This is a genomic window from Nitrosomonas ureae (assembly GCF_001455205.1).
GTDB lineage: Bacteria > Pseudomonadota > Gammaproteobacteria > Burkholderiales > Nitrosomonadaceae > Nitrosomonas > Nitrosomonas ureae.
Genome location: NZ_CP013341.1, coordinates 699863 through 724989, shown reverse-complemented (window position 1 = coordinate 724989; position 25127 = coordinate 699863). Strand labels below are relative to the sequence as shown.

Below are 25127 nucleotides of genomic sequence, written 5' to 3'. Positions count from 1 at the left end.
GTCTATTAATTCCCTGTTGTTCTATTTATTGGAGCTCGAGTGTCAGTCGACCAATAATTTGACTTCAAGTAAAAATTTGCCAGAGATAAGTATTTACAATTTCAGCAAGGTATACTTGTAAAAGCTCTAGCGAACGGGTTATTGAACGAACATTGATTCCCAGTCCTTGTCACCTTTTTTGTCATTCGAAGCAAACACATAGCGAGATGTTTACCGGAATCATACAAGCGGTGGGTGAAATAATTCAAACCCGACCTATTATTGATCATGGCAATAATGGTTTATCCCTGTGTATCTCTACCGGAGAGCTTGATCTGAGTGATGTTAAGATCGGTGATAGCATTGCTGTGAACGGTGTTTGTCTCACGGTTACTTCATTGATCATTGGTAAATTTACCGTGGATGTTTCGCAAGAAACGTTAAGCTGCACTGAAGGGCTTAATCAGACCGGCATGCGCGTCAATTTGGAGAAGGCTTTACGCTTGTCAGACCGATTGGGTGGCCACCTGGTTAGCGGTCATGTGGATGCGATTGGTCTCGTAGTTAAATTTGAACCCGTAGGAGAGAGTTATGAATTGATTATTCGGGCGCCGGATTCAATACTGCGATATCTGACACATAAAGGTTCGATTACAGTAAATGGTGTTAGCCTGACGGTTAATCAGGTTGAAGGAAATGAATTTTCTATCAATCTTATTCCGCATACTTTAGCGATGACCACTTTAAGAGAGCTTGCGCCGGAAATGCGTGTCAACCTGGAAACTGATATGTTGGCACGCTATGTAGCAAAGTTGTTAAGCATTTAACGTACTTCGGAAAGAGCGAATATGAGCATCAGTGCGATTCAGGAGATCATTGCCGATCTAAAGTCGGGTAAAATGGTTATCCTGATTGATGAGGAAGACCGAGAGAATGAAGGTGATCTGGTTCTCGCAGCGGATTTTGTTACACCGGAAGCCATCAATTTTATGGCTACCTATGGTCGCGGATTGATATGTTTGACCTTAACCGAGGAGAAATGCCATCAACTGGATCTCCCTTTGATGGTATCTTCTAATCGTGCGGCGCTGGGTACGAATTTTACACTTTCTATCGAAGCGGCTAGTGGCGTCACAACGGGCATTTCGGCGGCGGATCGTGCACGCACTATCCAAGTCGCTGTTAGGAAAGATGCAAAGCCAGAGGATATTGTGCAACCAGGGCATATTTTTCCGTTGATGGCCCAGAAGGGTGGGGTGCTGATGCGTGCCGGACACACCGAGGCGGGTTGTGATTTAGCCAGGATGGCGGATTTAAGCGCGGCTTCGGTAATCTGCGAAATTCTGAAAGAAGATGGCGATATGGCGCGATTACCCGATCTCTTGGCATTTGCGCATAAGCATCAGCTTAAAATTGGCGCGATCGCGGATTTAATTCAATACCGTAATCAGACAGAAAGCCTGGTTACTCGAGTAGCTGAGCGAGTCATCCAAACTTTGCATGGCGAATTTCAGCTAGCAGCCTACCGTGATGAGATAACGCATATGACCCATTTGGCATTGGTCAAAGGCCAAATAAATCCCGCAACCGAAACATTGGTGCGCGTGCATGAGCCATTATCGGTCATTGATTTGTTGGATATTCATGACAGCACGCATTCCTGGAGCATCCATGCGGCGATGAAATTGATTGCTGAAGAAGGGCATGGTGTTATCGTACTATTGCATCGCAAAGAAAGCTCGACCAGACTGATCGAACGTATTCAATCACAGGAACCTTATTTTTCCAACCCGATTAAGACAGATTTGCGCGATCATGGCATTGGAGCTCAAATTCTCAAAGATCTCAACGTAGGAAAAATGCGCTTAATGGCAGCTCGAAGAAAAATGCCCAGCGTGACAGGGTTTGGATTGGAAGTGACGAGTTACGTTGAGACGCACAAACAATAAACTTTAAATTTTTATTAATTAATAGTAATCCTTATACTAAATAAACAGGAGCTTGTGATGCCGTATTATGACGATATTCTTGAATTTGAACCGAATCTGGATGGATCGGATTTACGTGTTGGTATTGTCATGAGCCGCTTTAATATTGATATTGGTGAAGGACTCCTAAGTGCTTGTACCGCAGAGCTCAAAAAAAATGGCATGCAGGATTCAAATATTCTCATCGTAACCGTGCCAGGTGCATTGGAAATTCCGCTCACGATCAAAAGAATGGCCATGTCCGATCAGTTTGATGCGTTGATTGCACTGGGCGCCGTGATACGCGGCGATACGTATCATTTCGAAATAGTTGCCAATGAATCCGCACGTGGTTTGCTCATGGTGCAGCTTGAAGCTGAGATCCCTATCGCCAATGGCATATTGACGACCGATAATGAAGATCAGGCAATTTCCCGGATGAGCGCTAAAGGTATGGAAGCCGCCCAGGTTGCACTGGAAGTGGCCAATTTACATATCAAAATTGATGAAGTCGATATATGAGTGGCATACTTCCTGATACACCTCTCCCCGCAGCAAAAAATACGGAGAAATATAAAAGCCGTCGGCGGATTGCGCGTGAATTTGTATTGCAGGGCATATATCAATGGCGGACTGCGGGAGGTACAACGAATTTTATCGAACAGCAGTTGCGTGAATCCGAGGAATTCAGACATGTCGACGAAAAGCATTTTACCCATGTGCTGCAAGGTGCGCTGCAACAGGTTGACGAGTTGGAAAAGATTATCCAGCCTTGTTTGGATCGCCCCCTCGATGAACTGAGTCCGGTAGAGTTTGCAATTTTATTATTGAGTACTTTCGAACTCCTCCACCATCCGGAAATTCCTTATCGTGCCATTCTCAATGAAGCGATCGAATTAGCCAGAACCTTTGGGGGGAGTGACGGACACAAATACGTCAACGGTGTGTTGGATAAATTGGCTGCTCAATTGCGCAGCATTGAAATTCAAATGCAAAAGGCGACTAAGAATCGCGTGTGATTTTCCAGCATGTGCTCAGAATTCGATATTATCCACCGTTATTTCAAGCGGTCTGTGTCAGGCGCAGTGCTGGGAATTGGTGACGATGCGGCGCTCATTGCACCAACGACAGGAATCGAGCTTGCCATTTCAACGGATACGCTGGTGTGTGGCAAACATTTCTTTCCTGACGCAGATCCTTACAAGCTCGGATATAAATCCCTCGCAGTTAATTTGTCCGATATGGCGGCAATGGGCGCGAAGCCACGCTGGGTATTGCTGACCCTGACATTGCCTGAAGACCTGGTGAAGCAGAATATCGCTTGGTTATCCGGATTCAGTGATGGTTTCTTTGCCTTGGCTGATTGGTATCAAATCGAATTGATCGGCGGAAATACTACTGCCGGAGCACTGAATATCGGGATACAAATTATTGGTGAGGTTGCAGCAGGTAAAGCGCTACGACGAAGCGACGCCAAGTTGGATGATGATATTTGGGTTTCCGGTAAAATAGGCGATGCGGCTTTGGCCCTGCAGCATGAATTGGGGCAATTAGCTTTGCATCCCACTGAAATTGAACAATGTCTGCCAGCGCTACTGACACCGATCGCCAGGGTGGAGCTGGGCCAACGCTTGATCGGTCTGGCGCATAGTGCTATCGATCTCTCTGATGGATTAATGGCCGATTTAGGGCATATTTTGACGGCTTCAGGGAAAGCAGCTTGGATATATATGACTGATATACCTTGCTCTTCAGTATTGGAAAAATATCGTCAGCAATCTGTAGTAATGAATTGTCTGCTGGCTGGCGGGGATGATTACGAGTTATGCTTTACGGCACCCAAAATAAATCGCCGGAAAATTGATATGCTTTCCGCCGAGTTGGCTATACCGCTTACCCGCATCGGCGAGATTTATTCAGGGGAAGGTTTAAGTGTGAGAGATGCGCAGGGAAACGCAATGACTTTGGAAATCCGAGGCTATGACCATTTCAGATCCTGATATTCACAACTCATCCAATACTTCACCTGCATCATTCCGACCGAATGTGGATTTCCTTTACCGTCACCCCGCTTATATGATTGCATTCTCCGGCGGGGCGGGATTAAGCCCTGTTGCTCCGGGAACAGTGGGAACATTGGTTGCTTTCCCGTTATTTTCTCTATTTAATCATTATCTCAGTCCTGTTTATTTTTTGTTGCTGATTGATGTTTTTTTTATCTTAGGTATCTGGGCCTGCGGTATTACCGGTAAAGCACTGGGAGATCCCGATCACGGCGGCATGGTATGGGATGAAACGGTGGCATTTCTTTTGGTGCTGTACTTCACTCCGGATCACTGGGCGTGGCAATTAGCCGCATTTGCTTTGTTTCGTCTGTTCGATATCGCCAAACCTCAGCCCATCCGCTATTACGATAATCATCTTAAAGGCGGATTTGGCGTTATGTTCGATGATTTACTGGCTGCATTCTTTACCCTCTTGTGTCTGGCCGGGTGGAAGGCGTGGGTGTTATCCGAAGGCTATTTCTAGCTCCAATATTTTCCGTATTATTCATTCAGGCTTCGAATTCGCTATGTAACTAATAAATAACACACTATTGTAATCACTATAACGCCGATAAAATTCAATACTATTCCCTCTCTCACCATATAGGCTATAGGAATATGACCACTGCCAAAGACAATGGCGTTTGGTGCGGTGGCAACGGGTAGCATAAAGGCGCAGCTCGCGCTCATCGCAGCGGGCACCATCAACAGACTTGGCTCAATGCCTGCCGCTAATGCCGCGGGCGCCAGGATCGGCATCAATAATATAGTGGTCGCGGTATTACTTGTGGTTTCAGTAAGAAAAGTCACACTCAGTGCGATGACAGCAATGATGACCAGTGGATGTAAGCTGGCAAGAATCGCGAGTTGATCGCCGATTGCGCGGGATAGTCCGGATTCGACAAAGGCTTGGGCGATAGAAATACCTGCGGCAAACAAAATCAGAATGCCCCAAGGAACTTTCTCTGCAGTTTGCCAATCGAGCAGCTTGCCACCGCGACCGTTGGGTACCAGAAATAAAATTACTACAGCAACTAAAGCGACAATCGCATCATTCGCCCCTTTGAGATCAAACCAGGTGCTCCAGCCGCCGAATGGTTCAAGGCGCGTAATCCATGCCAAAGCGGTCAAGCCAAAAATGATTAGCACGCGGCGTTCTTCGGAACGCCAATTACCTGTCGGAGGAATTACCAATGCACCGCGATAATCCAGTGTGCGCGTGAGCCATAGTCCGGCAATCGGGATAAAGATCACTACGACAGGTAATCCCCAACTCATCCAGTGTGAAAAACTCACTGCCGTTCCGGTGAAATTCTCATACTGCTGCATGAAAACCAAGTTTGGCGGTGTGCCAATCGGTGTTCCCAGACCACCGATATTACTGCCGTAAGCAATCGCCAATAGCAGAGGCATGGCTAATTTCTTGTCGGGACTCTGCGTAATGACCGCCAGTGCAATCGGCAGCATCATTAACGTTGTTGCAGTATTTGAGATCCACATGCTTAATGCGGCAGAAGCCACCATAAATCCCAGCACAATGCGGCGGCTGCTGACACCGCCGACTAGACTGACCATTCCAAGCGCAATGCGTCGATGTGCACCAGAACGTTCCATTGCCGCTGACAAGATAAAACCACCGAGCATCAATAGAATCAGCTCGTTACCATACGCCATGGCTATTTTTTCCTGCGGCAATACACCGAGGAGTGGGAAAACCGCTAACGGAACAATCGATGTTGCGGGAATCGGAATCGGTTCAAAAATCCACCAAACTACGCACAAAATGGCCACAGCTCCCGTCCAGCAGGCATGTTCCTCCCAACCAAACCGAGACATCGCAAAGAACATAGTGATTGCAAGCAACGGGCCGACAATCAAAGCCCACTCGCGATTGGGAGTAATGGTCATAAAATTTGAATTTTAGTGATGAGATATCTGCGAGAGACGCTGTGGCATCAAAGGACTTGCATCATGCCGGAGTGACGGAGGCGCGTCAATCATGCTGTATGAGATTGAAGCAGTGGTGTGACGGTGCTACGTTCTTTTATGTGTGTTGCGGGACGCTCAGTTATATCGTGGAATAAACAGGAATATTAATATAATGCCAATTGCATATGGGTAGGGAAAGTTATGATAGTTTCTATTATTATGGTTACGGAAATGTCGTTATCGGAATAAAAAAGCCATCGGTAAATCGATGGCTTTTTTCGACTGGATTCATTCCAAATCCGATTGCGGTACGGTTAGGCTATCTGATTGCTGATGTATCTTGATTGAGATTAAGTTGAGCCTTGTTGACTGCTGGACTACCTTGACCCATCGCTATTCTTTTGTGCAGGTCTGCATTATTCAGACTTTCTGCCAACACTGCCTCGTATTCGCGAATATTCGCGGCTGTGTGGGATTTGAAATCCTGACCTCGTCTGCCATAGTAATAAGAATGTGCTTCGTATTCTTCGAGTGCTGCTTTATTTTTTTGCAATTTTGCTTCGGTTTCCTTAGCAACATTTTCATAATATTGTGCCAATGTAGCATGATCGTTGTCATCAATACCTTCTACTGCGAATGCTGATGAAATAGTTAAGCTGAATGCCAAAACAGAGATTAATGCAAAGAATTTTTGTGTTTTCATGATCAGTTCCTCCAGTAATAAAATTGATGACTGTCATAATAATGCACTTGATGGAATGAATATATTGGGGAAACTCTGTTTTTTATCTAATGGTTTCCATTGGAAGAATTAGCTTTTTTACGTGTTTTTTCCGGCTTAATCGGGAAATTCCATCCGTGCCGGAAGATTTGGGTATCGAACCAACTGTACGATTGTGGCCCTGTGTATGTCCTCGTGATTTTTTGCCAAACTACTGCTTGGGCTTGCAAACAGCGATATGCTGAATTAGTCCAGTCGAAGTGAAGTAAATGCGTTCCAGCCCATGCCGTGTCACCGGTTCGCCGGTAGAGGCATCCGTGCCGGTCATTACAAATGTGAATTCAACTCCATTTTGCTCGTTGTTGCGATAGTCAGGGATTTCCCAGTATGCATCGGGAAAGCGTGCAAAAAAGCTGGTCATCATGGCATGAATCGCGTCGCTACCCTGGTATGTACCGAAATAATCGGAGTGGTAGGTGGCATCATCAGCAAATAAGCATTTTATGCTCGCAAGATCGTGATCGTTGGATAACGTCACATATTTTTTAGCCCGCTCAATGAATGGGTCGGTGATCATAGCATTTTCCTGTCGGAAGCCTTTGAAATTGTGTGTTGCCAATCACGCTGCTTTCGATTCTGCGCGAGTGAAAACCCACTCATCGTGATTGCTGTTTTTTGCGTCAAATTGATAACCTGCAACATCAAATTTTTTAATGGCTTCGGGATTTGTAAGTTTGTTTCGGATGATATAGCGACTCATCATGCCTCTGGCTTTCTTGGCATAAAAGCTGATGATTTTATAAATTCCATTTTTTTCGTCTTTAAAAACAGGTGTAATGATACGCGCTTCCAGGTTTTTCGTATGTATAGATTGGAAATACTCGTTGGATGCCAGGTTGATCAGAATACTATCCTTCTGTTTCTTTAAATCCAGATTCAGTGCTTGAGTGATTTTATCTCCCCAGAACTCGTACAAGTTTTTGCCGCGCGAATTTTTAAATTGCGTACCCATTTCCAGCCGATAAGGTTGCATCAAGTCCAGCGGGTGCAATACACCATATAACCCGGATAAAATGCGCAAATGATCCTGAGCAAAAGCCAATTCCGCAGTAGTCATAGTTTCAGCGTCCATGCCGGTATAAACATCCCCTTTGAATGCAAGAATCGCTTGTTTTGAATTTCCCAGCGTAAACGGTCGATTCCAGGCGTAATAGCGGTTTGAATTCAAAATGCCCAGTTTGGGACTGATCGACATCAACTGACTGATTTGCTGTGGTTCCAGTTTTTTGAGTGCGCTGATCAATTTGGCCGAGTCATCGAGAAAAACAGGTTGCGTATATTCCTGAGTGATGGGCGGGGTTTCAAAATCCAGCGTTTTGGCCGGTGAGATAACAATAATCATGTATTTTCATCCCGAAGTAATAAACATGGTTCTAGACGAGTAGAGATTAATGATATCTGGTAATTTGTCATAATTCACCAATTAGCGCATCAGGTTGTTCTTTTAGCCGGCATCATTTCTGATGCGGAGTGTATTCTCAAACCTGACCTGATTAAATAAAGTTTGATCTGACACTCATTGTGTTAAATCGGGTAACTGTCATATGCAGCTGCGATACTACGTTTTGGTAGTGGTGGAAAGAGATCTTTCGGTTGTGGGGGTTGATTTTGAACTACGCGGTAATTGATTTCTTGTGCCTGAGGAGGCTATGTCGTTGCGGGAATGTCCTGCAGCGGCAATCTCTGCCCGTATTCTTATAGTAGCTGCTGCGGTTGCTTCTTTATCTGCTTGAGAACGGGCAAACAGCGCTTCTTTTGCCATTATCTCAACAGCTTCTCTGGCTGCGGCGGCTTCCAGTGCGACTGATTCCAGGGTGATACGTTCTTGCATGGCGGCTAGAGCTGCGGATTCTTTTCTCGCTTTCTCCAATGCAATTCTGGTAGCATTCTTTTCGGCTTCAAGTTGTCCTCTGGCTTTATTGGCAGCCATAATTTTGGCTTGCGCTCTGGTGATTGCCAATCCTGTGATTTTTTGTTCGATCTCAAGACGTTCGGCTGCTGCCTGCTTTGCATCTGCTATCGCCTTGGCACGAATTGCTGCATCTTCATGCAGGCGTTGCTCCAAGTCAGCTTTGCTATTGGTCTCTTGAGCAATAAAAATGTCCATTTGTGTCTTTGTTTCTATGGCTACTTTTAATTTTATTTCAGCTTCGGTTTTTCTTTTCGCAGCATCCCGTGCGGGCTTTTCAGCTTCGGCGCGTGCTTTGGCCTCTTTGACGGCTTCTTCATCTGCCTTGGCGCGTTTTTGATATTCTTTTGTTGCAGCAACTTCGGCCTTTTGCTTCTCTTTTGCAATTGCTGTAGCTTCTTTTTCTGCATTTAAAGCCATTTCCGCAGCAATCAATGCCTCTGATTCAATTTGCATCCGTTGCTTGGCTTCTTCAAGCAACGTGGATTCTAGAGTCAGCCGGGTTTGGATAGCTGTAGTCGCAGCATTTTCTTGTGCGATAATGGATTCTGCTATTTCTGTCGCAATTTTCTCTGCATCAATTTTCTCGCGCGCGGCGACGGTTGCTCGAATATCTGATTCAGTTCTTTTTCGAGCCTGTTCTGCAGCGACAGCTTCAACCTCAGCTCTTTCCAGTGCTGCATTTGTGGCAATCGTTTCAGCTTTCAGCCTTTCTTCTTCCATTTCTCTTGCCTGCTTCTCTCTTTCCAAGCGTCGGGAAGCTTGTGCCAAGGCTTGTGCTTCAATTCGTGAGCGCATTTGCAGCTCTTCGAGCGCTTGCTTTTCAGTTTCTTCCTGTGCTCTTGCCAACGCAATGATTTTTTGCTTTTCCTGGATTCTGGTTCTTGCCAGCGCAGTAGCTGCGGTTTCTGCTTCGATCGCAGTCAGCGCGGCAAGATGGGCGTCATTTGCTACTTGAGCCCGATATTTCGCCACTTCCGTGGCTTCTTTTTCTTTTTGTGCAGCTGCATGTGCCTTATCCAGCATCGCTGCTTCTTGTTCAACACGTTCCTGCATTTTCTGAACAATCGAGGCTTCTGCTCTGACTTTAGCTTCCAATAAGGCATTCAAGGCCTTTTCAGCCTTCACTTTCTCATCCGCAAGGAGCTTGGTTTTTATTTCAAGTTCCCGGCGAGCATTGGCTTCTCTAAATGCCAGGGCTTCAGTTTTTGCTCTAGCGCGGGCTTGATCAGTAGCCATAGCTTCAGCCTGGATGCGGGTTTCAGCGGCAATTCGGGCATTGGCCTCTGCCCGGGCTCTTGCTTCAGCGGCCACTTTGGCAATATTCTCTGCTTCAATTCGTCTGTGCGCTTCTTTAATCGCTTGATCTTCAACACTTAGTCGATCGCGGAATGCGGTGTCAAGTAATAGTTTGATCTCCTCTGCCGATGCAAACTGCTGATTCTCACTCGACACATTGCAATACTCTGAATCCTCGACGGATAAAACCACCGTATCATCTAGATGTGATTCCGTCGATGAAGAGAATTTACGCAGTGAATTGAATAAGCGTGACTTGAATGTCATAATTTTTTAACCAAACCAGCAGTTATTTGAACTATCGATGTTTATAAGCAATTTCCAGAAAACAGATAACTACTGTAGCAGTTTTTAGACCATAGATTTGCCTTGAAAAAGAAGGCAAATATTGCCTGTTTATCCGAGAAAAATTTAAATGAATTGATATCAAAATTTGTTTCGGCAATATCTCATTACTTCTATGGCATATTGATATCGTCGATATTAAGAATACCCATCATCAACTTCAAACCATCGTGCACCAAATATTCCAGAATGGGGGTATAAAAAGGCATGCTGAGCCCTAAAACAAGGAAACCAATAGCTAGAGTTAATGGAAAACCGACTGCGAAAATATTGAGTTGCGGTGCGACCCGGGTCAGGATGCCGAGAGCCAGGTTGGTAATCAGTAATGCTGTCAGGACAGGAAGTGACAACTGCAACCCGGATTTGAAAATTTCTCCTCCCCAGTTTGCGAGTGTGGTAAATGTAACATCAGTTAATGCCGCTGAGCCTATCGGTAAGGTGCTGAAGCTTTGTGAAATTAGGGCAATCATCAGCAAATGACCATCCATGGCAAGAAATGCCAAGCTGGCGATGACTCCCAGAAAGCGTCCAATGATGTCAATCTGCCCGGAATTCTGAGGATCAAAGAATACTGCGAACCCTAGTCCCATTTGCAGGCCAATTAACTCGCCTGCCATTTCAACAGCAACAAAAACAACCCGCATGACAAATCCGATGGCTACGCCAATCAATACTTGCTGCAATAGGATCACCAAACCGATCCCGGAAGCGGGGTCAATTTGCGGCAAGGATTTCTCGACGAGGGGCAGAACCAGAATGGTAATCATGATTGCCAGCCCCAACTTCACTCTGACCGGAGTGCTGGGGTTTCCTAAAATAGGAGCGCTTGCGATCAGCGCCAGAATTCTGCTTAGCGGCCAAAGAAATGCTGCAAGTAATGTATTGAATTCAGCAGTGGTTATGTTGATCATGCGATTAGCCCACTACTCTTTTGGCCAAAGAAAATTAAATTGATCATCAAGTCCTAACCAATTGCCAACCAGGGAATACTTGTGAACAATCGTTGCATATAATCTGTCATGACAGCGATCATCCAGGGTCCGGCTAATACCATAACCAAGAACATGACTAATAGTTTTGGTATGAATGATAAGGTCATTTCATTAATCTGAGTTGCCGCTTGAAAAATGCTGACGAGCAAACCCGTCGCTAAAGCCGCAAGCAGTAATGGCGCAGAGACCATGAATGTAATTTCAAGCGCCTGCCGACCGATGGTCATTGCTCCTTCTGGAGTCATGATAAGGTTCCTTTTAGGTATAAAAGCTTTGGGTTAATGATCCAATAATTAAATGCCAGCCATCGACCAAAACAAAAAGCATTAATTTAAAGGGTAGTGAAATAATCATTGGAGACAGCATCATCATACCCATCGCCATTAATACGCTGGAAACAACCAAGTCGATAATCAAAAACGGGATGAAGATAACAAAACCAATCTGGAACGCCGTTTTCAATTCGCTGGTGATATATGCCGGCACAAGTATTTTCAGCGGCACTTCATCGCGGCTTTCAAGCTCTTCACTTTCGGAGATTTGAACAAAAAGCGCCAAATCCGTTTCCCGGGTTTGATGCAGCATAAATGATTTCAACGGCACGCTCGCTTTTTCAGCCGCTTCCATGATGCTTATCTTATCTTCGGAAAAAGGCAGGTAAGCTTCCGAATAAACACGGTCGATAACCGGCGACATAATGAAAAAAGTTAGAAACAATGCTAATCCAAGCAACACTTGGTTAGGTGGGGAAGATTGCGTACCCAGTGCCATTCTGAGCAACGACAATACAATGATAATGCGGGTAAAGCTTGACATCATTAACACCAGGGCAGGCAAGAATGTCAGTGATGTTAGCAACAATAACGTTTGTAAGCTCAACGTATAGGTTGCACTTCCATCGGCATTAGCTGTGCTGGTAAATGCTGGAAAACCGGATTGCTGCGCAAATGCAGGTAGGGCGATAAAGCCGACAAGGAAAAATACTATCCGCAACAATCGGGACATTCTTGTCCTGCTCGGATACCGTAAGCGATCTGACGACAATCCATGGATAATTCTAGTGAGGTTTGAAGGTAAATGAATAATCGGTGCAGGAAGCTTGTTATGCATTTTCTTTTTTTATACTCTGGTTAAGTTGCTCGGCAAAAACCACGGCGGATGATCCCTGCAATATTGGATCGGATGTTTCAGCTGCGGGCTTGATCATTGCGTGTAATTTACTCACGCGACCGGGTGCCACGCCAAGAACCAGCCAAGTGCTATCAATTTCAACTACCACCACTCGCTCTCGTTGCCCCACTCCGGTAGCTGCAATAACTTTAACAATGCTTGCAGAAGTGGCCGGTATCAATGAGAATCGCCTAAGCAGCCAAGTAATGCCTCCTATAAGCGCCAATACCAACAGTAATCCTCCCATCATTTGTAACGTGCTCTCGGTTGAGATCACGGCGGGAGGAGGGAGGTAACCTGGTTTTCCAGTTTCGGCAGCTGCCTGAAACGGAACGGTCATAATAAAAAGCAATAAATAACGGCTTAACATTGTATGAGCCCTAGCGATTAAGTTTGCGAATCCGTTCACTCGGCGTAATGATATCGGTCAAGCGGATGCCGAATTTATCATTCACCACTACAACCTCGCCTTGTGCAATCAAGCAACCATTAACCAGCACATCCATAGGTTCCCCCGCCATACCGTCCAGCTCTACTACAGAGCCTTGCGCAAGTTGCAGCAGATTCTTGATGGCAATCTTGGTGCGACCGAGTTCCACCGTCATTTGTACTGGAATGTCCAGAATCAAATCTATGTCATGGCGGGTTCCATGTGATTCACCATCCTTTGAGAATTCCTGAAATACTGATGGACTGGAGTTTTGTGAGCCAAATACAGATGTATTTGGTTCTTTGCCACTCGATGCCAGAGAATTTGTGCTGCTTTGTTCTGCAGTTGCCTGTTCAGCCATGGCTGCGGCCCAATCATCGGTAGTATTTCCATCGCTGCCACTGGCATCAATTTGTGTGGCTGTCGCTTGTTCAGCCATGGCAGCCGCCCAATCGTCGGTTTCTGTTTGTTCATTTTCTGTTGATTCTGACATCTTGCTCCCCAATAAATTATTCGAATTCTGATCTGGAAATCATTGAATTAACCCTAAGTGCATAGTGCCCGTTCATAGTGCCGTAGCGACAATCCATTACGGGCACTCCATCAACGCATACTGAAATGGATTTTGGGATTTCCAGCGGAATAATATCCCCGGATTGCATGCTCAGAATTTGTTCAAATGTAACTTTTGCACCCCCGAGGTTGGCAACCAATTCCACTTCAGCGCCTTGAACTTGTTGCGACAATAACTTAATCCAGCGTTTGTCGACTTCCAAATGATCCCCTTGCAATGCGCTATACAAAGTATCTCGAATCGGTTCGACCATGGAGTAGGGAATACAGACATGCAACCCTCCGCCTTTATTTCCCATATCGATATCAAATGTCACGCAAACCACCACTTCGTTCGGTGTGGCGATCGTAGCAAACTGAGGATTCATCTCAGACCTGAGGTATTCGAACTGAATCGGGTAAACGGATTTCCACGATTTCTCATACTCATCAAAAACCACACCTAATAAACGCTGAATAATTCGCTGCTCTGTCTGAGTAAAATCTCTTCCCTCAACGCGCGTGTGATATCTGCCGTCACCACCAAACAGGTTATCCACAATCAGAAAAATCAGTTCGGGATCAAAAACAAACAACGCTGTACCCCGTAATGGTTTCATATGAACCATATTGAGATTAGTGGGGACAACCAAGTTACGGACAAATTCGCTGAACTTGATTACCTTAACCGGACCAACTGCGATATCCACAGTGCGGCGCATAAAATTGAATAAGCCGATACGTAGTAATCTTGCAAACCGTTCATTGATAATCTCATAAGTGGGCATCCGCCCCCGGACAATGCGTTCTTGTGTCGCAAGGTTATAATTACGGATACCCCCTTTCTCTACCTCTTCTTTTACCTCATCGGTTTCACCAGTGGTACTTTTGAGAAGTGCGTCAACTTCATCCTGTGAGAGAAAATCTTCGGCCATGTTCGACTTACTGAATCACGAACGAGGTGAATAATACTTCTCGCACATCTTCTTGCAGATCTTCGGAGTCAATGGATTGTCTGATTTCATCAGAAACCTGTTGGCTTAATTGTTGCTTGCCGGCAATGCTCGAAATATCAGCCGCTTTTTTACTGGAAAGCAACATAAGAATGCGATTGCGAATGAGTGGCATTTGTTTGGCTATTTCTTGCACGACTTCGGATTCTCTGGTTTTGACAGTTAATCCCACCTGCAAGTATTGATTGTTTTCTTCCGGCTGAAGATTGACAGTAAAAATATCGAGATCTATGAAGGTGGTTGGTTTTGCTTTTGGCTTTGCTTTCTCAGTTTCGCCTTCGCCGTCCCCAGACATTTGCATGAAGTACCAGGTACCGCCTGCACCGGCGCAGATTGCGATGATTGCAATTAAAATAATAATTACCAGACCCTTTTTGCTCTTTTTGCCTTCAGCAGGGGGTGTTTCATTAGATTTTGACATTTAGTTCAACTCCGCTATTTGACGAAATTTATTATCTTCGACGTAACAATAAATCGATATGCCAAATAACAGTGAAATAGTGTCGCTATTTTCAGATACCCAAACTCATTGGAGAGTCTTCAGGTATTTAAAGGTTTCGGTTTCTAAAAGGAAGCAGATAGTCACAGGGATATGAAAACAAAGATTTTTACCACACAATTCAATTCGATTTTGTCTGTGTGTTAGATAAAGCAGGATTGTCGGATAAGTTCTTTGTCTTGACTGTTTTCCGGCAATCCCATGCTCAATACATGAGGGGTAAATATTTGGAAATCGAATGGCGCGGGTCTAGTGAAATATTACGCATAAGTATTGACCATGCCAAGATGCCTCCCCGGCATAGTAACTGTTTCAATATGTTTGCCGGTTTCTGCTTCCTGGCCAGGTATGTTAGTTGCATTTTTTTCGGATTGATAGCTCTGTTGTTGTTTGTTTTCTTGTTGGAATGAATCAGCGCCGACCATGACATTACCTAGTTGGATGCCGTTATCAGCCATCATCTCTCTTAGTCTTGGCAAGGCTTCCTGGATAGCTTCGCGTACCGCTAAGTGCGGGGATACAAATTGGGCGGTTGCCTGATCCTGCGTGATGGTCAACATCACTTCAACAGGACCCAAATGCGCTGGATTCAGATGAATCTCAGCCACTTGATTTTGCTGAGAAGTCAACCAAACTACTTTCTGAGCGAATTCACTTCCCCATTTTGGCTGATTTATTGGAAGATCAACATGAATATCCTGCGGTGCAGTGTTTACCGCACCAGTACTGCTTAGGCCAAGTGATTGTGATGAAAGAGATTGTGAGGTAAATGATTCGTTTTGTGTGGAAAATATCGATTCTTGCGCAGCACTCTGAGTGATTAAGCTCATTTCTGAAGAGAATGGCAATAAATTGCCGTCAACGGCAGAATTTTCCGCACTCAATGATTGCCAGATATTATTGGGCAGCGAAAAATAATCATTCGCCATTAAATTATGTTGTGCCAGTTTTTGCTGAAACATTGGATTCGCAGTTGGAACCATAACACTCAGAGTCTGTTTACCCTCCTGGGGAATCAATGAATTCGAAAACATCGTATCTGATACTTGTGGCATATTCGGCAGTACAGTCTTTGTAGGGTGATCGAATATTGAATCCACTGGAAGTTGTGAGTGATTAAGGTTGGCTGGATGTGTCGAATTATTCAGCAGAGTATGAATAAAGCTAACCGTATCACCCGCAGTTACCGGTTCAGGCACGGTTAAGATGGTATTGTTATCGTTATTATTATTATTTTCTTCCAGGGATACTGGATTATCGGAGCGTTCACTGGTAGTGGGCGTATCGTTTTTCTCATGCTTGTTTTCTGCTTCGGAGACTTCACGCTGCAAGACTTTTCCAAACTCTTCACCGTCGGATTCATTCTTTCCTGATGGATTCGAATTGCTCGTTATTGCAATATTATTTTCAGCTGAAGCGTTAATTTGCGGTGCAACAGATAGGTTTAACATAAGTTTCTGGTCTCATACGATTAATAATGCTACCAATCAAAAAGCAATATTCATACCAGTGTAATAAGCACTGGATGCGGTTAACCATTTTTGGGTGGAGATGAATTGCGATAAAAGGAGTTTGAGGTAAATTCATCCTGTATTTTCTGTTCGTTCTTTGCTTGTATTAAATCTTCCGCACTTCTTTTTCGTTGCGATAACGTATCGTAGGATTTTAATTTTTGTTGGCTGGATAGAAACTCATCACCTCCGGCAATCTTTTTGTTTTGGGCAAATAGTACGGCCTGACGCTGTTCTGTTATTGCCGCATCAAGCTTGTTCATGAAGGCCATAAAATTGAGCCACTCGATATGATCGAGTCCGGTTCTTGTTGAATCCTGCATATAAGATTGATAACTATGACGATACTGCAACAGCAGATTTAATTTTTTTTCTGCCTCTTGCTGTTGGGTATTTAGCTTACCCAATTTTCTTGCTAAAGCATCTGTTTTCTGTTGCGCTAAATCCAGAAGAATCTTTAGTGATGACTTTGTTGACATAAGAAGGCTTTCCTTGGGTGCCGTATTTTCTATCTTTCAATTTCAAATAATTTCGTGAGTTTCACAAGGCTATCGGCAAAATTCTCGTATTGCGACATGGTCTGATGTAAAAATTTTTCAAATGACGGGTAAAGCCTGATGGCTCGATCAAGCTCTGGGTCCGTGCCAGCGACATACGCGCCGACACTGATCAAATCATGACTGCGCTGATAGCGTGCATACAGGCTTTTAAATTGCCGCGCCATATCGATTTGTTTCTGCGGCACCACGCTGGTCATCACGCGACTAATCGAGGCCTCAATATCGATTGCTGGATAATGTCCTGCTTCCGCCAATCTTCGTGATAAAACAATATGTCCATCAAGAATAGCGCGGGCACTATCCACGATCGGATCATTCTGATCGTCTCCTTCTGCCAACACAGTATAAAAGGCTGTAATTGAACCGCCAGCTTGATTGCCGTTACCGGCGCGTTCCACTAACTGGGGTAATTTCGCAAATACCGAGGGCGGATAGCCCTTAGTGGCAGGGGGTTCACCGATAGCCAATGATATTTCTCTTTGTGCCATAGCATAACGGGTCAATGAGTCCATAATGAGCAATACATGCTTGCCGCTATCCCGGAAATATTCGGCAATGGCTGTTGCATAAGCAGCGCCTTGTAAGCGTAATAATGGCGATGTATCCGCCGGTGCGGCAACAACCACTGAGCGTGCGAGCCCATCTTTGCCGAGAATATTTTCAATAAATTCCTTAACCTCGCGCCCCCGTTCCCCGATTAAACCGACGACAATCACATCGGCAGTGGTGTAACGCGCCATCATTCCCAGTAAAACGCTTTTTCCCACCCCGCTTCCCGCAAATAAACCCATGCGCTGCCCTCTACCGACAGTAAGCAGCGTGTTAATGGCTCTTACCCCAACATCAAGCGGTTCACTGACAGGAGTGCGTTCCAATGGATTAAAAGGACGACTGTAGAGCGGGACGCTATGCTCCGCATGGGTTGGTCCAAGTCGATCGAGCGGTTCGCCCACACCATTTAGTACCCGCCCCAGCAACTCCGGCCCAACGATTACATGCTTTGCACGATCTGCAGCGCGTCTTCGGGGAGGTTGAAAATTACCGATGCGAGGAGGCTCGTTGAGAACTTCGGAGGGAAACACTCTGGCTCCGGGTGACAATCCATAAACATCACTTGATGGCATCAAAAATAAACGTTCTCCCGAGAACCCTACTACTTCAGCCGAGACGTTTTGCCCGTTCGCTAAGAAAACGGTACAACTGCTTCCAACTGCCAACCTGAGACCGACTGCTTCCATGACCAATCCCGTAACCTTAGTTACTGTTCCGCTGAGTAAGAAAGAATTGGCGGGATTAATTACTTGCGTGCAATTTCTTAGAAAACTGCTCCATTGTTCATGTCGTGACATTCTAGTCTTCCATTTCAAGCCATTTGTTATCGTGACCAATAGTCGATAGGGCTCTGTGCCAACGAATTTCCATACTGCCGTCGATTTCGCTGCCATCCGCTTCAATACGGCAACTACCCCGAGATAGTTTTTCATCTTCACGGATGCACCAGTTGTCCTGCTCCACTTGCACCTGCAGGTGTGCGGCAACAAGTTTGGCATCTTCAGGGTGTAAATAAAGGCGTGGATGTTGCATTGAATGCGACAAATTACGAATAGCTTCTTGCACGATGGGTATGATCAATTCAGGTTTTATCCTTAATGCTGTCGTCACTAGCTTCCGTGCAAGTGTAAGCGATAAATCCAGCAAGCTGTCCGCAACCTGTTGATCCATATATTGAAGATCCTGAGACAACTGTGTGAGTAGTGATTGAATGTGTGCCACTTCGCCCTTCACTTCCATTTCCGCCGCTTTTCTACCTTCTGCATATCCGGCTGCGTGGCCTTGTTGAAGTCCCGCTGCATAGCCTGTTTCTTGAGCATGCTGATAGACGGCAGCAATTTCTTCCTCATTTGGTAGGGCGATCGTTTCCTGTTCAGCAGTATCTTCTTCTAGGTGATGATTTTCATTTTTCTGTGGTTCTGTCAATAAATCAGAGTCTTCCAAAGAATCCATTTCCCAGCGTTGATAAGTGTTGAGCTCCGCTTTGGGAACAAAATTATTGGTTATCATCGGTACGCCTTAAGTTTTGAACTAAATAGTAAGAAGCTATTGTCATTAATTGAGATAATTTGATGGAAACACTGCCGGCTAGATAAAACCATCATCACCCTTTCCACCCAAAACAATTTGTCCATCGTCCGCCAATTGACGCACAATCTTAAGAATTTCCTTTTGTTCGGTTTCAACTTCGGAAATACGTACTGGACCCTTACTTTCAAGGTCTTCACGAAGAGCTTCAGCAGCGCGTTGCGACATATTTTTGAAAATTTTCTTGCGCAATTCTTCCTGCGCTCCTTTCAACGCAATTATCAAAGAATCCGATTGAACTTCTCTGAGTAGTAGTTGAATGCCCTGATCATCAATGTCAATCAGGTTATCAAATACAAACATTTCATCCATGATTTTTTGTGCTAGTTCTTCATCGTACTGCTTGATGTTTTCAATAACGCTGGCTTCATGAGCCGATGGAGCGAAATTGAGAATTTCGGCAGCCGCGCGGACTCCGCCCATAGCTGCTTTGCGGACATTGGCGCTGCCGGATAGCAATTTAGTTAATACATCGTTGAGTTCACGTAACGCATCGGGCTGAATACTATCGAGCGTGGCTATGCGTAGTAACGTATCGTTGCGCAAGCGCTCGGTAAACAGACTTAAAATTTCACAAGCTTGATCGCGCTCCAGATGGACGAGGATAGTCGCAATAATTTGCGGATGCTCGTTCTTAATCATCTCAGCCGCTGATACTGCGTCCATCCATTTCAGTCCTTCAATACCGCTGGTATCTCCGCCTTGTAGAATGCGATCGATAAGATTGGCTGCTTTTTCGTCACCCAGTGCGCTGGTTAAAACTTTACGAATATAATCTGACGAATTTTGCCCTAAGGTAGTTCTGCCTTCAGCTTCATCACAAAACTCGGATACGATGTTTTCAATTTCTGACCGCGTAATATTCTGCAGTGTGGACATGGTTTCACCCAGTCTTTGCACTTCTTTCGGGCCCAGTAATTTAATGACCGATGCCGCTTCCTGTTCACCCAAGGTCATCAGCAGAATGGCACTTTTCTTGAGTCCTTCATCATCCATTTTTAACTATCCAATCCTTAACAACGTTAGCGACTATGGCTGGCTCATCCATGGCCAATTGTTTAGCACGCTTGAGATTCTCATCAAACATCGATTTCTGAATCGCCTGCATCGCAGTTCCATCCGTTTGCCCCGGTAATTGTTCCAGCGCAGTTCCATCCGCAGCAACCTGCGTTGTATTATCGGTTAAGGCCGGGACCGGTGGCGGTGGCGCCAGACTCTTGAGAAATGGTCGCAGAATTTTTAACAGGAAAAATAAGACAACGCCTATGATTAATAGCTGTTTTGCAAAATCCTTTGCCAGCATGATGACATCGGGATCTTTCCAGAACGGGACTTCCAGGGCTGTTGCAGTTTCGCCCGTGAATAAACCATTAGTAACCGTGAGCGAATCTCCCCGTTTCTCGTTATAGCCCATCGCTTCTCGTACGAGATTATTAATTTCTTTAATTTCTTCGGCGCTTAATGGTTCATAAGTAATTGCCCCGTTTTCATCTACTTTCTTGCGGTAATTGACCACCACTGCGGCGGATAGTCGTTTGATATTTCCGGTCGATTGTTGGGTGTGCTGAACGGTTTTATCTACTTCATAGTTAATTGTTGATTCTTTCTTTTTGTCGGTAGGTAGCGGGGGAGTGCTATCCGTTTCCTCTTCATCACCATCAGCTTTATCCCCGGCAGGTTTTTTCCCGCCCGCTTCAATGGGTGCAATCGCAGGTTCTGGCGGCCGGTTTGTCAGTGCTCCAGGGATTCCTCCATCGAATTTTGAGCCTATAGACGTAGATTCATGGGTTTGCTGACTGCGAATCGAGGCACGATCCGCCTCTGTGTTATTGGGACGGTATGTTTCTTCCGCACGTTCGATACGGGAAAAATCGACATCAGCCGTTACCTGCGCGCGAACATTAGGGGCTCCGGTAATGGGGGTTAATATGGTTTCAATACGCCGGATATAGTTTTCTTCAAGCTCCTGTATATACGCTAATTGTTTGGCATCAAATCGGGAATCTTCTTTTTTGTCGTTTTGGGAACTTAGCAAATTTCCATTTTGATCTATAACAGTCACATTCTTTACTGGCAGATTGGGAACACTGCTGGACATCAAATGTACGATCGCACTGACCTGTTCAATACTCAATACACGGCCAGGATATAAATTAAGCAATACAGAAACGCTCGGTTGTTGTTTTTCTCTGGAAAAAACGGAGGGCTTAGCTATAGCTAAATGTACGCGCGCACTTTGCACTGCCGACAGTGATTGAACCGAGCGCGCCAATTCGCCTTCTAGCGCACGCTGATAATTGACTTGCTCAAGAAATTGACTGGAGCCAAATTTCTGATTTTCCATTAATTCAAATCCAACCAGTCCTCCTTTAGGTAGCCCCTGGCCTGCCAGTTTCAGGCGGACTTCATGAACCTGTTTCTCAGGAATCAGAATCGTGCCTCCGCTTTCTGAAAATGTGTACGGCACGTTCATTTGCTGCAATGCGCTGATAATGGCTGCACCATCATGATCCGATAAATTATTATAAAGGGCACGGTATTCCGGGGCCTGGCTCCACATCAAAGCGCCTACTAATAAAGCAATAACTGCGGCTGCAGAAGTGATCAATCCAAGTTTTTTTTGATTGGACAACGCACTGAGGTGTTCCAGTCTATTGGTTGGAGCGGGGCTTGCTGCATTGGATTCACTAGGTACTGTTGCCACGTACTATTCTCCTACTTATATTTCCGGTTCACTTTTCAATGTGAGTGATATTTTTTCAAGAAAATTACTTATCTTATGTTTGCAAGAAACTGATGTTATTGGGTGCTTATTTAACAAGTAATATATTTCGGCATTCATGATTCCATAAAAATATTTATTGTATTGATATCCAGATTACGTAAGTTCCGAATAGATTTTTATTAGTGTGATGATTATCGATAAATTCGCAAAATCTGATCGCTTAAAAAGAATAGGTTTGCCTGCCCTATTCGTATCATTGTCAAGGCTGGTAACAATGTTAAGCTACCGGCAATTTCCACTAATGGCTAATCCAAATCAGTGCAAACAAGAAAATCTATTGATACGCAATCGGTACCATTGGATCCGCAGCAACTACAGCTTGCATTTGCCGCATTTAATGAGGCATCGGAGCAATTGTCCGGTGTCTATCAGGAATTGCAGCATCAAGTCGCGGAGTTGACCCAGGAATTGGCGCTTGCAAATGGTGAGTTGCATAAACAACTCACTGCGAAAGAAAACTTGTCTCAGCAATTAAGCCTTCTGTTAAATGCCTTACCGGGCGGAGTAGTCTCTCTTAGTGCGCAAGAATGCATCGAGCAAGTCAATCCTGCGGCAATTCATATACTCGGCGCCCCCTTGCTGGATATGACATGGCAACAGGTGTTGCAGAAGCGGCTAACATCGACAGGGCTTGTTAATGAATGGTACGTTAAGTTGCAAAAAACCTCCGAGCAGCGACGCATCCGTATCGAGAGCAGCGCGACCGATTCAGCCGGAAGAAGAATTCTGTTAATCAACGATATTACTGAAGCTTATGCGGTACAGGAGCAAATCAGACGAAATCAACGGTTAACCGCCATGGGAGAAATGGCGGCGAATCTGGCACATCAATTGCGTACCCCGCTTTCAACCGCATTAATCTATGCCAATCACTTGGGAGGCGATGCCTTAGCCCCGAACGAGCGTAAAAAGCTTGCTGCAAAAACGATCGAACGCTTGCATCATCTGGAGCATTTAACAAAAGATATGCTGCGTTTTGTAAAAGGTGAGACAAACCAACTTGAAACGGTTGTCATTAGTAGCTTAATAACAGAGCTGCAACAAGTTATCGAGCCACAGATGAAACAACATAATTTGCAATTTACGGTGAATGATTATAGTGCGGACGAATTTTTGATCACAGATCGCCAGGCCTTGTGCGGCGCATTGATTAATCTTCTGGAAAATGCAGTTCAAGCATCGCCTGCGGGCAGTCAGATTTCTTTCACAATCCGCTTGGAAAAATCAAATATCGTTTTCAGTGTCCTGGATAACGGGCCAGGTATTGATTCGATGCTGCAGGAAAGGCTGTTTGAGCCTTTCTTTACCACTCGTTCCGAAGGCACTGGCTTGGGTTTGGCCATTGCTAGAAGCGTTATACAGTCTATGGGCGGCAGTATACAGATCAACTCTTCAATCGAGAGGGGTACTGAGTTTGTAATACACCTGCCCAGATGCAATGGAGATTAAAGCAATGAAAACATTACCTATTCTAGTCGTAGAAGACGATCAGGATTTATTGGAAGCGGTTTGTACTTCCCTGAACTTGAGCGGCTATGAGACCTCCGCCGCGTGCAATGGAGATGATGCCATGCAAGTGCTGCAAGCGCGTCAGATAGGAATGGTTGTTAGCGACGTTCAAATGAAGCCTGTTGATGGGTTTACATTGTTAACCAGAATCAAAGCATTTGATCCGGAATTACCCGTATTGTTAATGACCGCTTACGCAGATATCCAAAAAGCCGTTGCCGCTATGCGTATCGGGGCTTGCGATTATCTGCTGAAACCTTTCGATCCGGACAGTCTGCTGGCCCAAATTAAACGCCACGCATTATCCGAGTCCGAACAGGACGATAAAGTGGTGGCTAAAGATCCGCGCACACGATCATTATTGTCACTGGCCAAACGCGTTGCGCAATCACCGGCGACCGTCATGTTGACAGGTGAAAGTGGCTGTGGAAAGGAAGTGATTGCGCGTTTTATTCATCAACATTCAGTACGTTCCGCAAAACCCTTTGTAGCGATCAATTGTGCGGCGATTCCGGAGAATCTTCTGGAAGCTACTTTATTTGGATATGAAAAGGGTTCTTTTACAGGTGCGGCACAGGCTCAACCCGGAAAATTTGAGCAAGCGCAAGGGGGTACACTGTTATTGGATGAGATTTCTGAAATGCCCTTGGAGTTGCAAGCAAAACTATTACGCGTATTGCAGGAAAGAGAAGTGGAGAGAGTAGGCGGGCATAAAACAATCAAATTGGATATCCGTGTTTTGGCAACCTCGAACCGTGACATGATGGCAATGGTAAAAAATGGCCGATTCCGTGAAGATCTGTATTACCGGCTCAATGTGTTTCCTATTGAAATTCCATCGCTGCGCGAACGACCATTAGATATAGAGCCTCTAGCGCAGCGTATACTGGCAACAGCGGCAATCGGTTCGGAAAAAAAACCATCTTGTAGAATGACTCAGCCAGCAATTAAAAAATTGACCCGATATTTCTGGCCGGGCAATGTTCGAGAACTGGAGAATGTCATACAGCGCGCCATGATTCTGGCAATGGATAACATAATTGACATCGAACATGTCCATTTGCCGGAAACGGTTTCAGCGCATGAGAAAAATCAAATTACTGCAGAATCATCGATTCAGGATATCAAGGCGCTCGAACGAAAACATATTCTGGAAACACTTGAAGCTGTTAATGGTTCGCGTAAACTGGCCGTTAAAAAGTTAGGTATTTCAGAGCGAACCTTGCGATATAAGTTGCAACAATATCGTATGACAACGTAACACATATCGCCTATAGACAATTACGTGCAACTTTATATAATATTTGAATATTTCTGGATTCTGGGCGATAGTTTGAAAAATTGGTACTGAGGTGAATCATGGACAAAAACGGAATTGATAATATTTTGCAGCAGTTGCAAGCGGCTTCAGCACTTGCTTCCGGCACCAAAAAACAACCGGGCATTGATGAAGTAGCCAGCGTTGATTTTAGCGAGAAGCTTAAATCCGCTATTGATCAAGTCAATAAATCGCAGGTGAGTGCTGATAGATTGAGCGAACAGTTTGTCAGCGATCAATCCAATGTGGATTTGCATGAGGTAATGATTTCGTTGCAAAAGGCCAACGTTTCCTTTCAATCGATGGTTCAAGTCAGAAACAAGCTGGTAACCGCGTACCAGGAAATTATGAATATGCAGGTTTAACCGGACCCTGCCCGCAGGCGGTGCAAATAT

Annotated in this window: 27 protein-coding genes; 9 read left to right on the top strand and 18 right to left on the bottom strand. The window is 45.0% G+C overall.

Annotated features, from left to right (window positions below):
• Positions 1 to 206: 206 nt before the first annotated feature.
• The 6 genes from ATY38_RS03510 to ATY38_RS03485 are packed head-to-tail and all read left to right on the top strand — an operon-like array spanning position 207 to position 4475.
• Positions 207 to 806, top strand: coding sequence for a riboflavin synthase (locus ATY38_RS03510; protein WP_062558079.1), 600 nt, complete (start codon positions 207 to 209; stop codon positions 804 to 806).
• A 21-nt stretch (positions 807 to 827) separates the two neighbouring features.
• Entirely contained in the window at positions 828 to 1928 is a 1101-nt protein-coding gene (ribBA, locus tag ATY38_RS03505; RefSeq protein ID WP_062558078.1) for a bifunctional 3,4-dihydroxy-2-butanone-4-phosphate synthase/GTP cyclohydrolase II, read from the top strand.
• Between the two features lie 57 nt (positions 1929 to 1985).
• Positions 1986 to 2468 (top strand): 6,7-dimethyl-8-ribityllumazine synthase, encoded by a 483-nt coding sequence (gene ribH / locus ATY38_RS03500; RefSeq protein WP_062558077.1) that lies wholly within the window; start codon positions 1986 to 1988, stop codon positions 2466 to 2468.
• Positions 2465 to 2965, top strand: a complete 501-nt coding sequence (gene nusB / locus ATY38_RS03495) for a transcription antitermination factor NusB (RefSeq protein ID WP_062558076.1) — start codon at positions 2465 to 2467, stop codon at positions 2963 to 2965. Before ribH ends, nusB begins: the two co-directional genes overlap by 4 nt.
• Positions 2966 to 2974: 9 nt before the next feature.
• Complete coding sequence (gene thiL, locus ATY38_RS03490; protein WP_062558075.1) at positions 2975 to 3946, top strand: thiamine-phosphate kinase; 972 nt, start codon at positions 2975 to 2977, stop codon at positions 3944 to 3946.
• Positions 3927 to 4475 carry a phosphatidylglycerophosphatase A family protein gene (locus ATY38_RS03485; RefSeq protein ID WP_062558074.1) on the top strand — a complete coding sequence of 183 codons (549 nt, stop codon included), beginning with the start codon at positions 3927 to 3929 and terminating at the stop codon, positions 4473 to 4475. Before thiL ends, ATY38_RS03485 begins: the two co-directional genes overlap by 20 nt.
• A gap of 41 nt (positions 4476 to 4516) precedes the next feature.
• Here ATY38_RS03485 and ATY38_RS03480 read toward each other — a convergent pair whose 3' ends face one another.
• From ATY38_RS03480 to fliF, 18 genes are all read right to left on the bottom strand, one after another.
• Positions 4517 to 5899, bottom strand: coding sequence for an SLC13 family permease (locus ATY38_RS03480; protein WP_062558073.1), 1383 nt, complete (start codon positions 5897 to 5899; stop codon positions 4517 to 4519).
• Between the two features lie 340 nt (positions 5900 to 6239).
• Positions 6240 to 6623 (bottom strand): hypothetical protein, encoded by a 384-nt coding sequence (locus ATY38_RS03475; RefSeq protein WP_062558072.1) that lies wholly within the window; start codon positions 6621 to 6623, stop codon positions 6240 to 6242.
• Between the two features lie 229 nt (positions 6624 to 6852).
• Complete coding sequence (locus tag ATY38_RS03470) at positions 6853 to 7260, bottom strand: nuclear transport factor 2 family protein (protein ID WP_235590381.1); 408 nt, start codon at positions 7258 to 7260, stop codon at positions 6853 to 6855.
• Complete coding sequence (gene yaaA, locus ATY38_RS03465) at positions 7261 to 8043, bottom strand: peroxide stress protein YaaA (RefSeq protein WP_062558070.1); 783 nt, start codon at positions 8041 to 8043, stop codon at positions 7261 to 7263. It lies immediately after the preceding gene.
• Positions 8044 to 8259: 216 nt separating this feature from the next.
• On the bottom strand, positions 8260 to 10176 hold the full coding sequence (locus ATY38_RS03460) for a coiled-coil domain-containing protein (RefSeq protein ID WP_062558069.1): 1917 nt from the start codon (positions 10174 to 10176) through the stop codon (positions 8260 to 8262).
• Positions 10177 to 10367: 191 nt separating this feature from the next.
• Positions 10368 to 11165, bottom strand: a complete 798-nt coding sequence (fliR, locus tag ATY38_RS03455; protein WP_062558068.1) for a flagellar biosynthetic protein FliR — start codon at positions 11163 to 11165, stop codon at positions 10368 to 10370.
• Positions 11166 to 11218: 53 nt separating this feature from the next.
• The gene (gene fliQ / locus ATY38_RS03450) at positions 11219 to 11491 is read right to left on the bottom strand and encodes a flagellar biosynthesis protein FliQ (RefSeq protein WP_062558067.1); all 273 of its coding nucleotides are present in this window, start codon (positions 11489 to 11491) and stop codon (positions 11219 to 11221) included.
• A gap of 13 nt (positions 11492 to 11504) precedes the next feature.
• Entirely contained in the window at positions 11505 to 12251 is a 747-nt protein-coding gene (gene fliP, locus ATY38_RS03445; RefSeq protein ID WP_062558066.1) for a flagellar type III secretion system pore protein FliP, read from the bottom strand.
• A gap of 97 nt (positions 12252 to 12348) precedes the next feature.
• A complete protein-coding gene (gene fliO / locus ATY38_RS03440; protein ID WP_062558065.1) occupies positions 12349 to 12786 on the bottom strand; it encodes a flagellar biosynthetic protein FliO in 438 nt (145 codons plus the stop codon).
• A gap of 10 nt (positions 12787 to 12796) precedes the next feature.
• Positions 12797 to 13339 carry a flagellar motor switch protein FliN gene (fliN, locus tag ATY38_RS03435; RefSeq protein ID WP_201011906.1) on the bottom strand — a complete coding sequence of 181 codons (543 nt, stop codon included), beginning with the start codon at positions 13337 to 13339 and terminating at the stop codon, positions 12797 to 12799.
• Between the two features lie 16 nt (positions 13340 to 13355).
• Positions 13356 to 14333 (bottom strand): flagellar motor switch protein FliM, encoded by a 978-nt coding sequence (gene fliM / locus ATY38_RS03430; protein ID WP_062558064.1) that lies wholly within the window; start codon positions 14331 to 14333, stop codon positions 13356 to 13358.
• A 7-nt stretch (positions 14334 to 14340) separates the two neighbouring features.
• On the bottom strand, positions 14341 to 14832 hold the full coding sequence (gene fliL / locus ATY38_RS03425) for a flagellar basal body-associated protein FliL (RefSeq protein ID WP_062558063.1): 492 nt from the start codon (positions 14830 to 14832) through the stop codon (positions 14341 to 14343).
• Positions 14833 to 15170: 338 nt separating this feature from the next.
• Positions 15171 to 16361 (bottom strand): flagellar hook-length control protein FliK, encoded by a 1191-nt coding sequence (locus ATY38_RS03420; protein WP_062558062.1) that lies wholly within the window; start codon positions 16359 to 16361, stop codon positions 15171 to 15173.
• An 80-nt stretch (positions 16362 to 16441) separates the two neighbouring features.
• Positions 16442 to 16900 carry a flagellar export protein FliJ gene (gene fliJ / locus ATY38_RS03415; RefSeq protein WP_062558061.1) on the bottom strand — a complete coding sequence of 153 codons (459 nt, stop codon included), beginning with the start codon at positions 16898 to 16900 and terminating at the stop codon, positions 16442 to 16444.
• 29 nt (positions 16901 to 16929) lie between these two features.
• Positions 16930 to 18330: a flagellar protein export ATPase FliI gene (fliI, locus tag ATY38_RS03410; RefSeq protein WP_062558060.1), complete on the bottom strand. Its 1401-nt coding sequence runs from the start codon at positions 18328 to 18330 to the stop codon at positions 16930 to 16932.
• A gap of 1 nt (position 18331) precedes the next feature.
• Entirely contained in the window at positions 18332 to 19042 is a 711-nt protein-coding gene (locus ATY38_RS03405; RefSeq protein WP_062558059.1) for a flagellar assembly protein FliH, read from the bottom strand.
• A 78-nt stretch (positions 19043 to 19120) separates the two neighbouring features.
• Positions 19121 to 20116 carry a flagellar motor switch protein FliG gene (fliG, locus tag ATY38_RS03400; RefSeq protein ID WP_062558058.1) on the bottom strand — a complete coding sequence of 332 codons (996 nt, stop codon included), beginning with the start codon at positions 20114 to 20116 and terminating at the stop codon, positions 19121 to 19123.
• Positions 20109 to 21824, bottom strand: a complete 1716-nt coding sequence (fliF, locus tag ATY38_RS03395; RefSeq protein WP_062558057.1) for a flagellar basal-body MS-ring/collar protein FliF — start codon at positions 21822 to 21824, stop codon at positions 20109 to 20111. Before fliF ends, fliG begins: the two co-directional genes overlap by 8 nt.
• A 339-nt stretch (positions 21825 to 22163) precedes the next feature.
• On the opposite strand from fliF, the gene ATY38_RS03390 reads away from it, so the two are divergent.
• The 3 genes from ATY38_RS03390 (at position 22164) to fliE (ending at position 25097) form a co-directional block, all read left to right on the top strand.
• Positions 22164 to 23354, top strand: coding sequence for a sensor histidine kinase (locus tag ATY38_RS03390; RefSeq protein WP_062558056.1), 1191 nt, complete (start codon positions 22164 to 22166; stop codon positions 23352 to 23354).
• Between the two features lie 4 nt (positions 23355 to 23358).
• Complete coding sequence (locus ATY38_RS03385) at positions 23359 to 24675, top strand: sigma-54-dependent transcriptional regulator (RefSeq protein ID WP_062560080.1); 1317 nt, start codon at positions 23359 to 23361, stop codon at positions 24673 to 24675.
• A 98-nt stretch (positions 24676 to 24773) separates the two neighbouring features.
• Positions 24774 to 25097, top strand: coding sequence for a flagellar hook-basal body complex protein FliE (gene fliE, locus ATY38_RS03380; protein ID WP_062558055.1), 324 nt, complete (start codon positions 24774 to 24776; stop codon positions 25095 to 25097).
• The last annotated feature ends 30 nt before the right edge of the window (positions 25098 to 25127 follow it).

What these genes read in the sequence shown, in the direction of transcription:
- ATY38_RS03510 (WP_062558079.1), top strand. Translation starts at nt 207, where the DNA reads ATGTTTACCGGAATCATACAAGCGGTGGGTGAAATAATTCAAACCCGA.
- ribBA (WP_062558078.1), top strand. Translation starts at nt 828, where the DNA reads ATGAGCATCAGTGCGATTCAGGAGATCATTGCCGATCTAAAGTCGGGT.
- ribH (WP_062558077.1), top strand. Translation starts at nt 1,986, where the DNA reads ATGCCGTATTATGACGATATTCTTGAATTTGAACCGAATCTGGATGGA.
- nusB (WP_062558076.1), top strand. Translation starts at nt 2,465, where the DNA reads ATGAGTGGCATACTTCCTGATACACCTCTCCCCGCAGCAAAAAATACG.
- thiL (WP_062558075.1), top strand. Translation starts at nt 2,975, where the DNA reads ATGTGCTCAGAATTCGATATTATCCACCGTTATTTCAAGCGGTCTGTG.
- ATY38_RS03485 (WP_062558074.1), top strand. Translation starts at nt 3,927, where the DNA reads ATGACCATTTCAGATCCTGATATTCACAACTCATCCAATACTTCACCT.
- ATY38_RS03480 (WP_062558073.1), bottom strand. Translation starts at nt 5,899, where the DNA reads ATGACCATTACTCCCAATCGCGAGTGGGCTTTGATTGTCGGCCCGTTG.
- ATY38_RS03475 (WP_062558072.1), bottom strand. Translation starts at nt 6,623, where the DNA reads ATGAAAACACAAAAATTCTTTGCATTAATCTCTGTTTTGGCATTCAGC.
- yaaA (WP_062558070.1), bottom strand. Translation starts at nt 8,043, where the DNA reads ATGATTATTGTTATCTCACCGGCCAAAACGCTGGATTTTGAAACCCCG.
- ATY38_RS03460 (WP_062558069.1), bottom strand. Translation starts at nt 10,176, where the DNA reads ATGACATTCAAGTCACGCTTATTCAATTCACTGCGTAAATTCTCTTCA.
- fliR (WP_062558068.1), bottom strand. Translation starts at nt 11,165, where the DNA reads ATGATCAACATAACCACTGCTGAATTCAATACATTACTTGCAGCATTT.
- fliQ (WP_062558067.1), bottom strand. Translation starts at nt 11,491, where the DNA reads ATGACTCCAGAAGGAGCAATGACCATCGGTCGGCAGGCGCTTGAAATT.
- fliP (WP_062558066.1), bottom strand. Translation starts at nt 12,251, where the DNA reads ATGTCCCGATTGTTGCGGATAGTATTTTTCCTTGTCGGCTTTATCGCC.
- fliO (WP_062558065.1), bottom strand. Translation starts at nt 12,786, where the DNA reads ATGTTAAGCCGTTATTTATTGCTTTTTATTATGACCGTTCCGTTTCAG.
- fliN (WP_201011906.1), bottom strand. Translation starts at nt 13,339, where the DNA reads ATGTCAGAATCAACAGAAAATGAACAAACAGAAACCGACGATTGGGCG.
- fliM (WP_062558064.1), bottom strand. Translation starts at nt 14,333, where the DNA reads ATGGCCGAAGATTTTCTCTCACAGGATGAAGTTGACGCACTTCTCAAA.
- fliL (WP_062558063.1), bottom strand. Translation starts at nt 14,832, where the DNA reads ATGTCAAAATCTAATGAAACACCCCCTGCTGAAGGCAAAAAGAGCAAA.
- ATY38_RS03420 (WP_062558062.1), bottom strand. Translation starts at nt 16,361, where the DNA reads ATGTTAAACCTATCTGTTGCACCGCAAATTAACGCTTCAGCTGAAAAT.
- fliJ (WP_062558061.1), bottom strand. Translation starts at nt 16,900, where the DNA reads ATGTCAACAAAGTCATCACTAAAGATTCTTCTGGATTTAGCGCAACAG.
- fliI (WP_062558060.1), bottom strand. Translation starts at nt 18,330, where the DNA reads ATGTCACGACATGAACAATGGAGCAGTTTTCTAAGAAATTGCACGCAA.
- ATY38_RS03405 (WP_062558059.1), bottom strand. Translation starts at nt 19,042, where the DNA reads ATGATAACCAATAATTTTGTTCCCAAAGCGGAGCTCAACACTTATCAA.
- fliG (WP_062558058.1), bottom strand. Translation starts at nt 20,116, where the DNA reads ATGGATGATGAAGGACTCAAGAAAAGTGCCATTCTGCTGATGACCTTG.
- ATY38_RS03385 (WP_062560080.1), top strand. Translation starts at nt 23,359, where the DNA reads ATGAAAACATTACCTATTCTAGTCGTAGAAGACGATCAGGATTTATTG.
- fliE (WP_062558055.1), top strand. Translation starts at nt 24,774, where the DNA reads ATGGACAAAAACGGAATTGATAATATTTTGCAGCAGTTGCAAGCGGCT.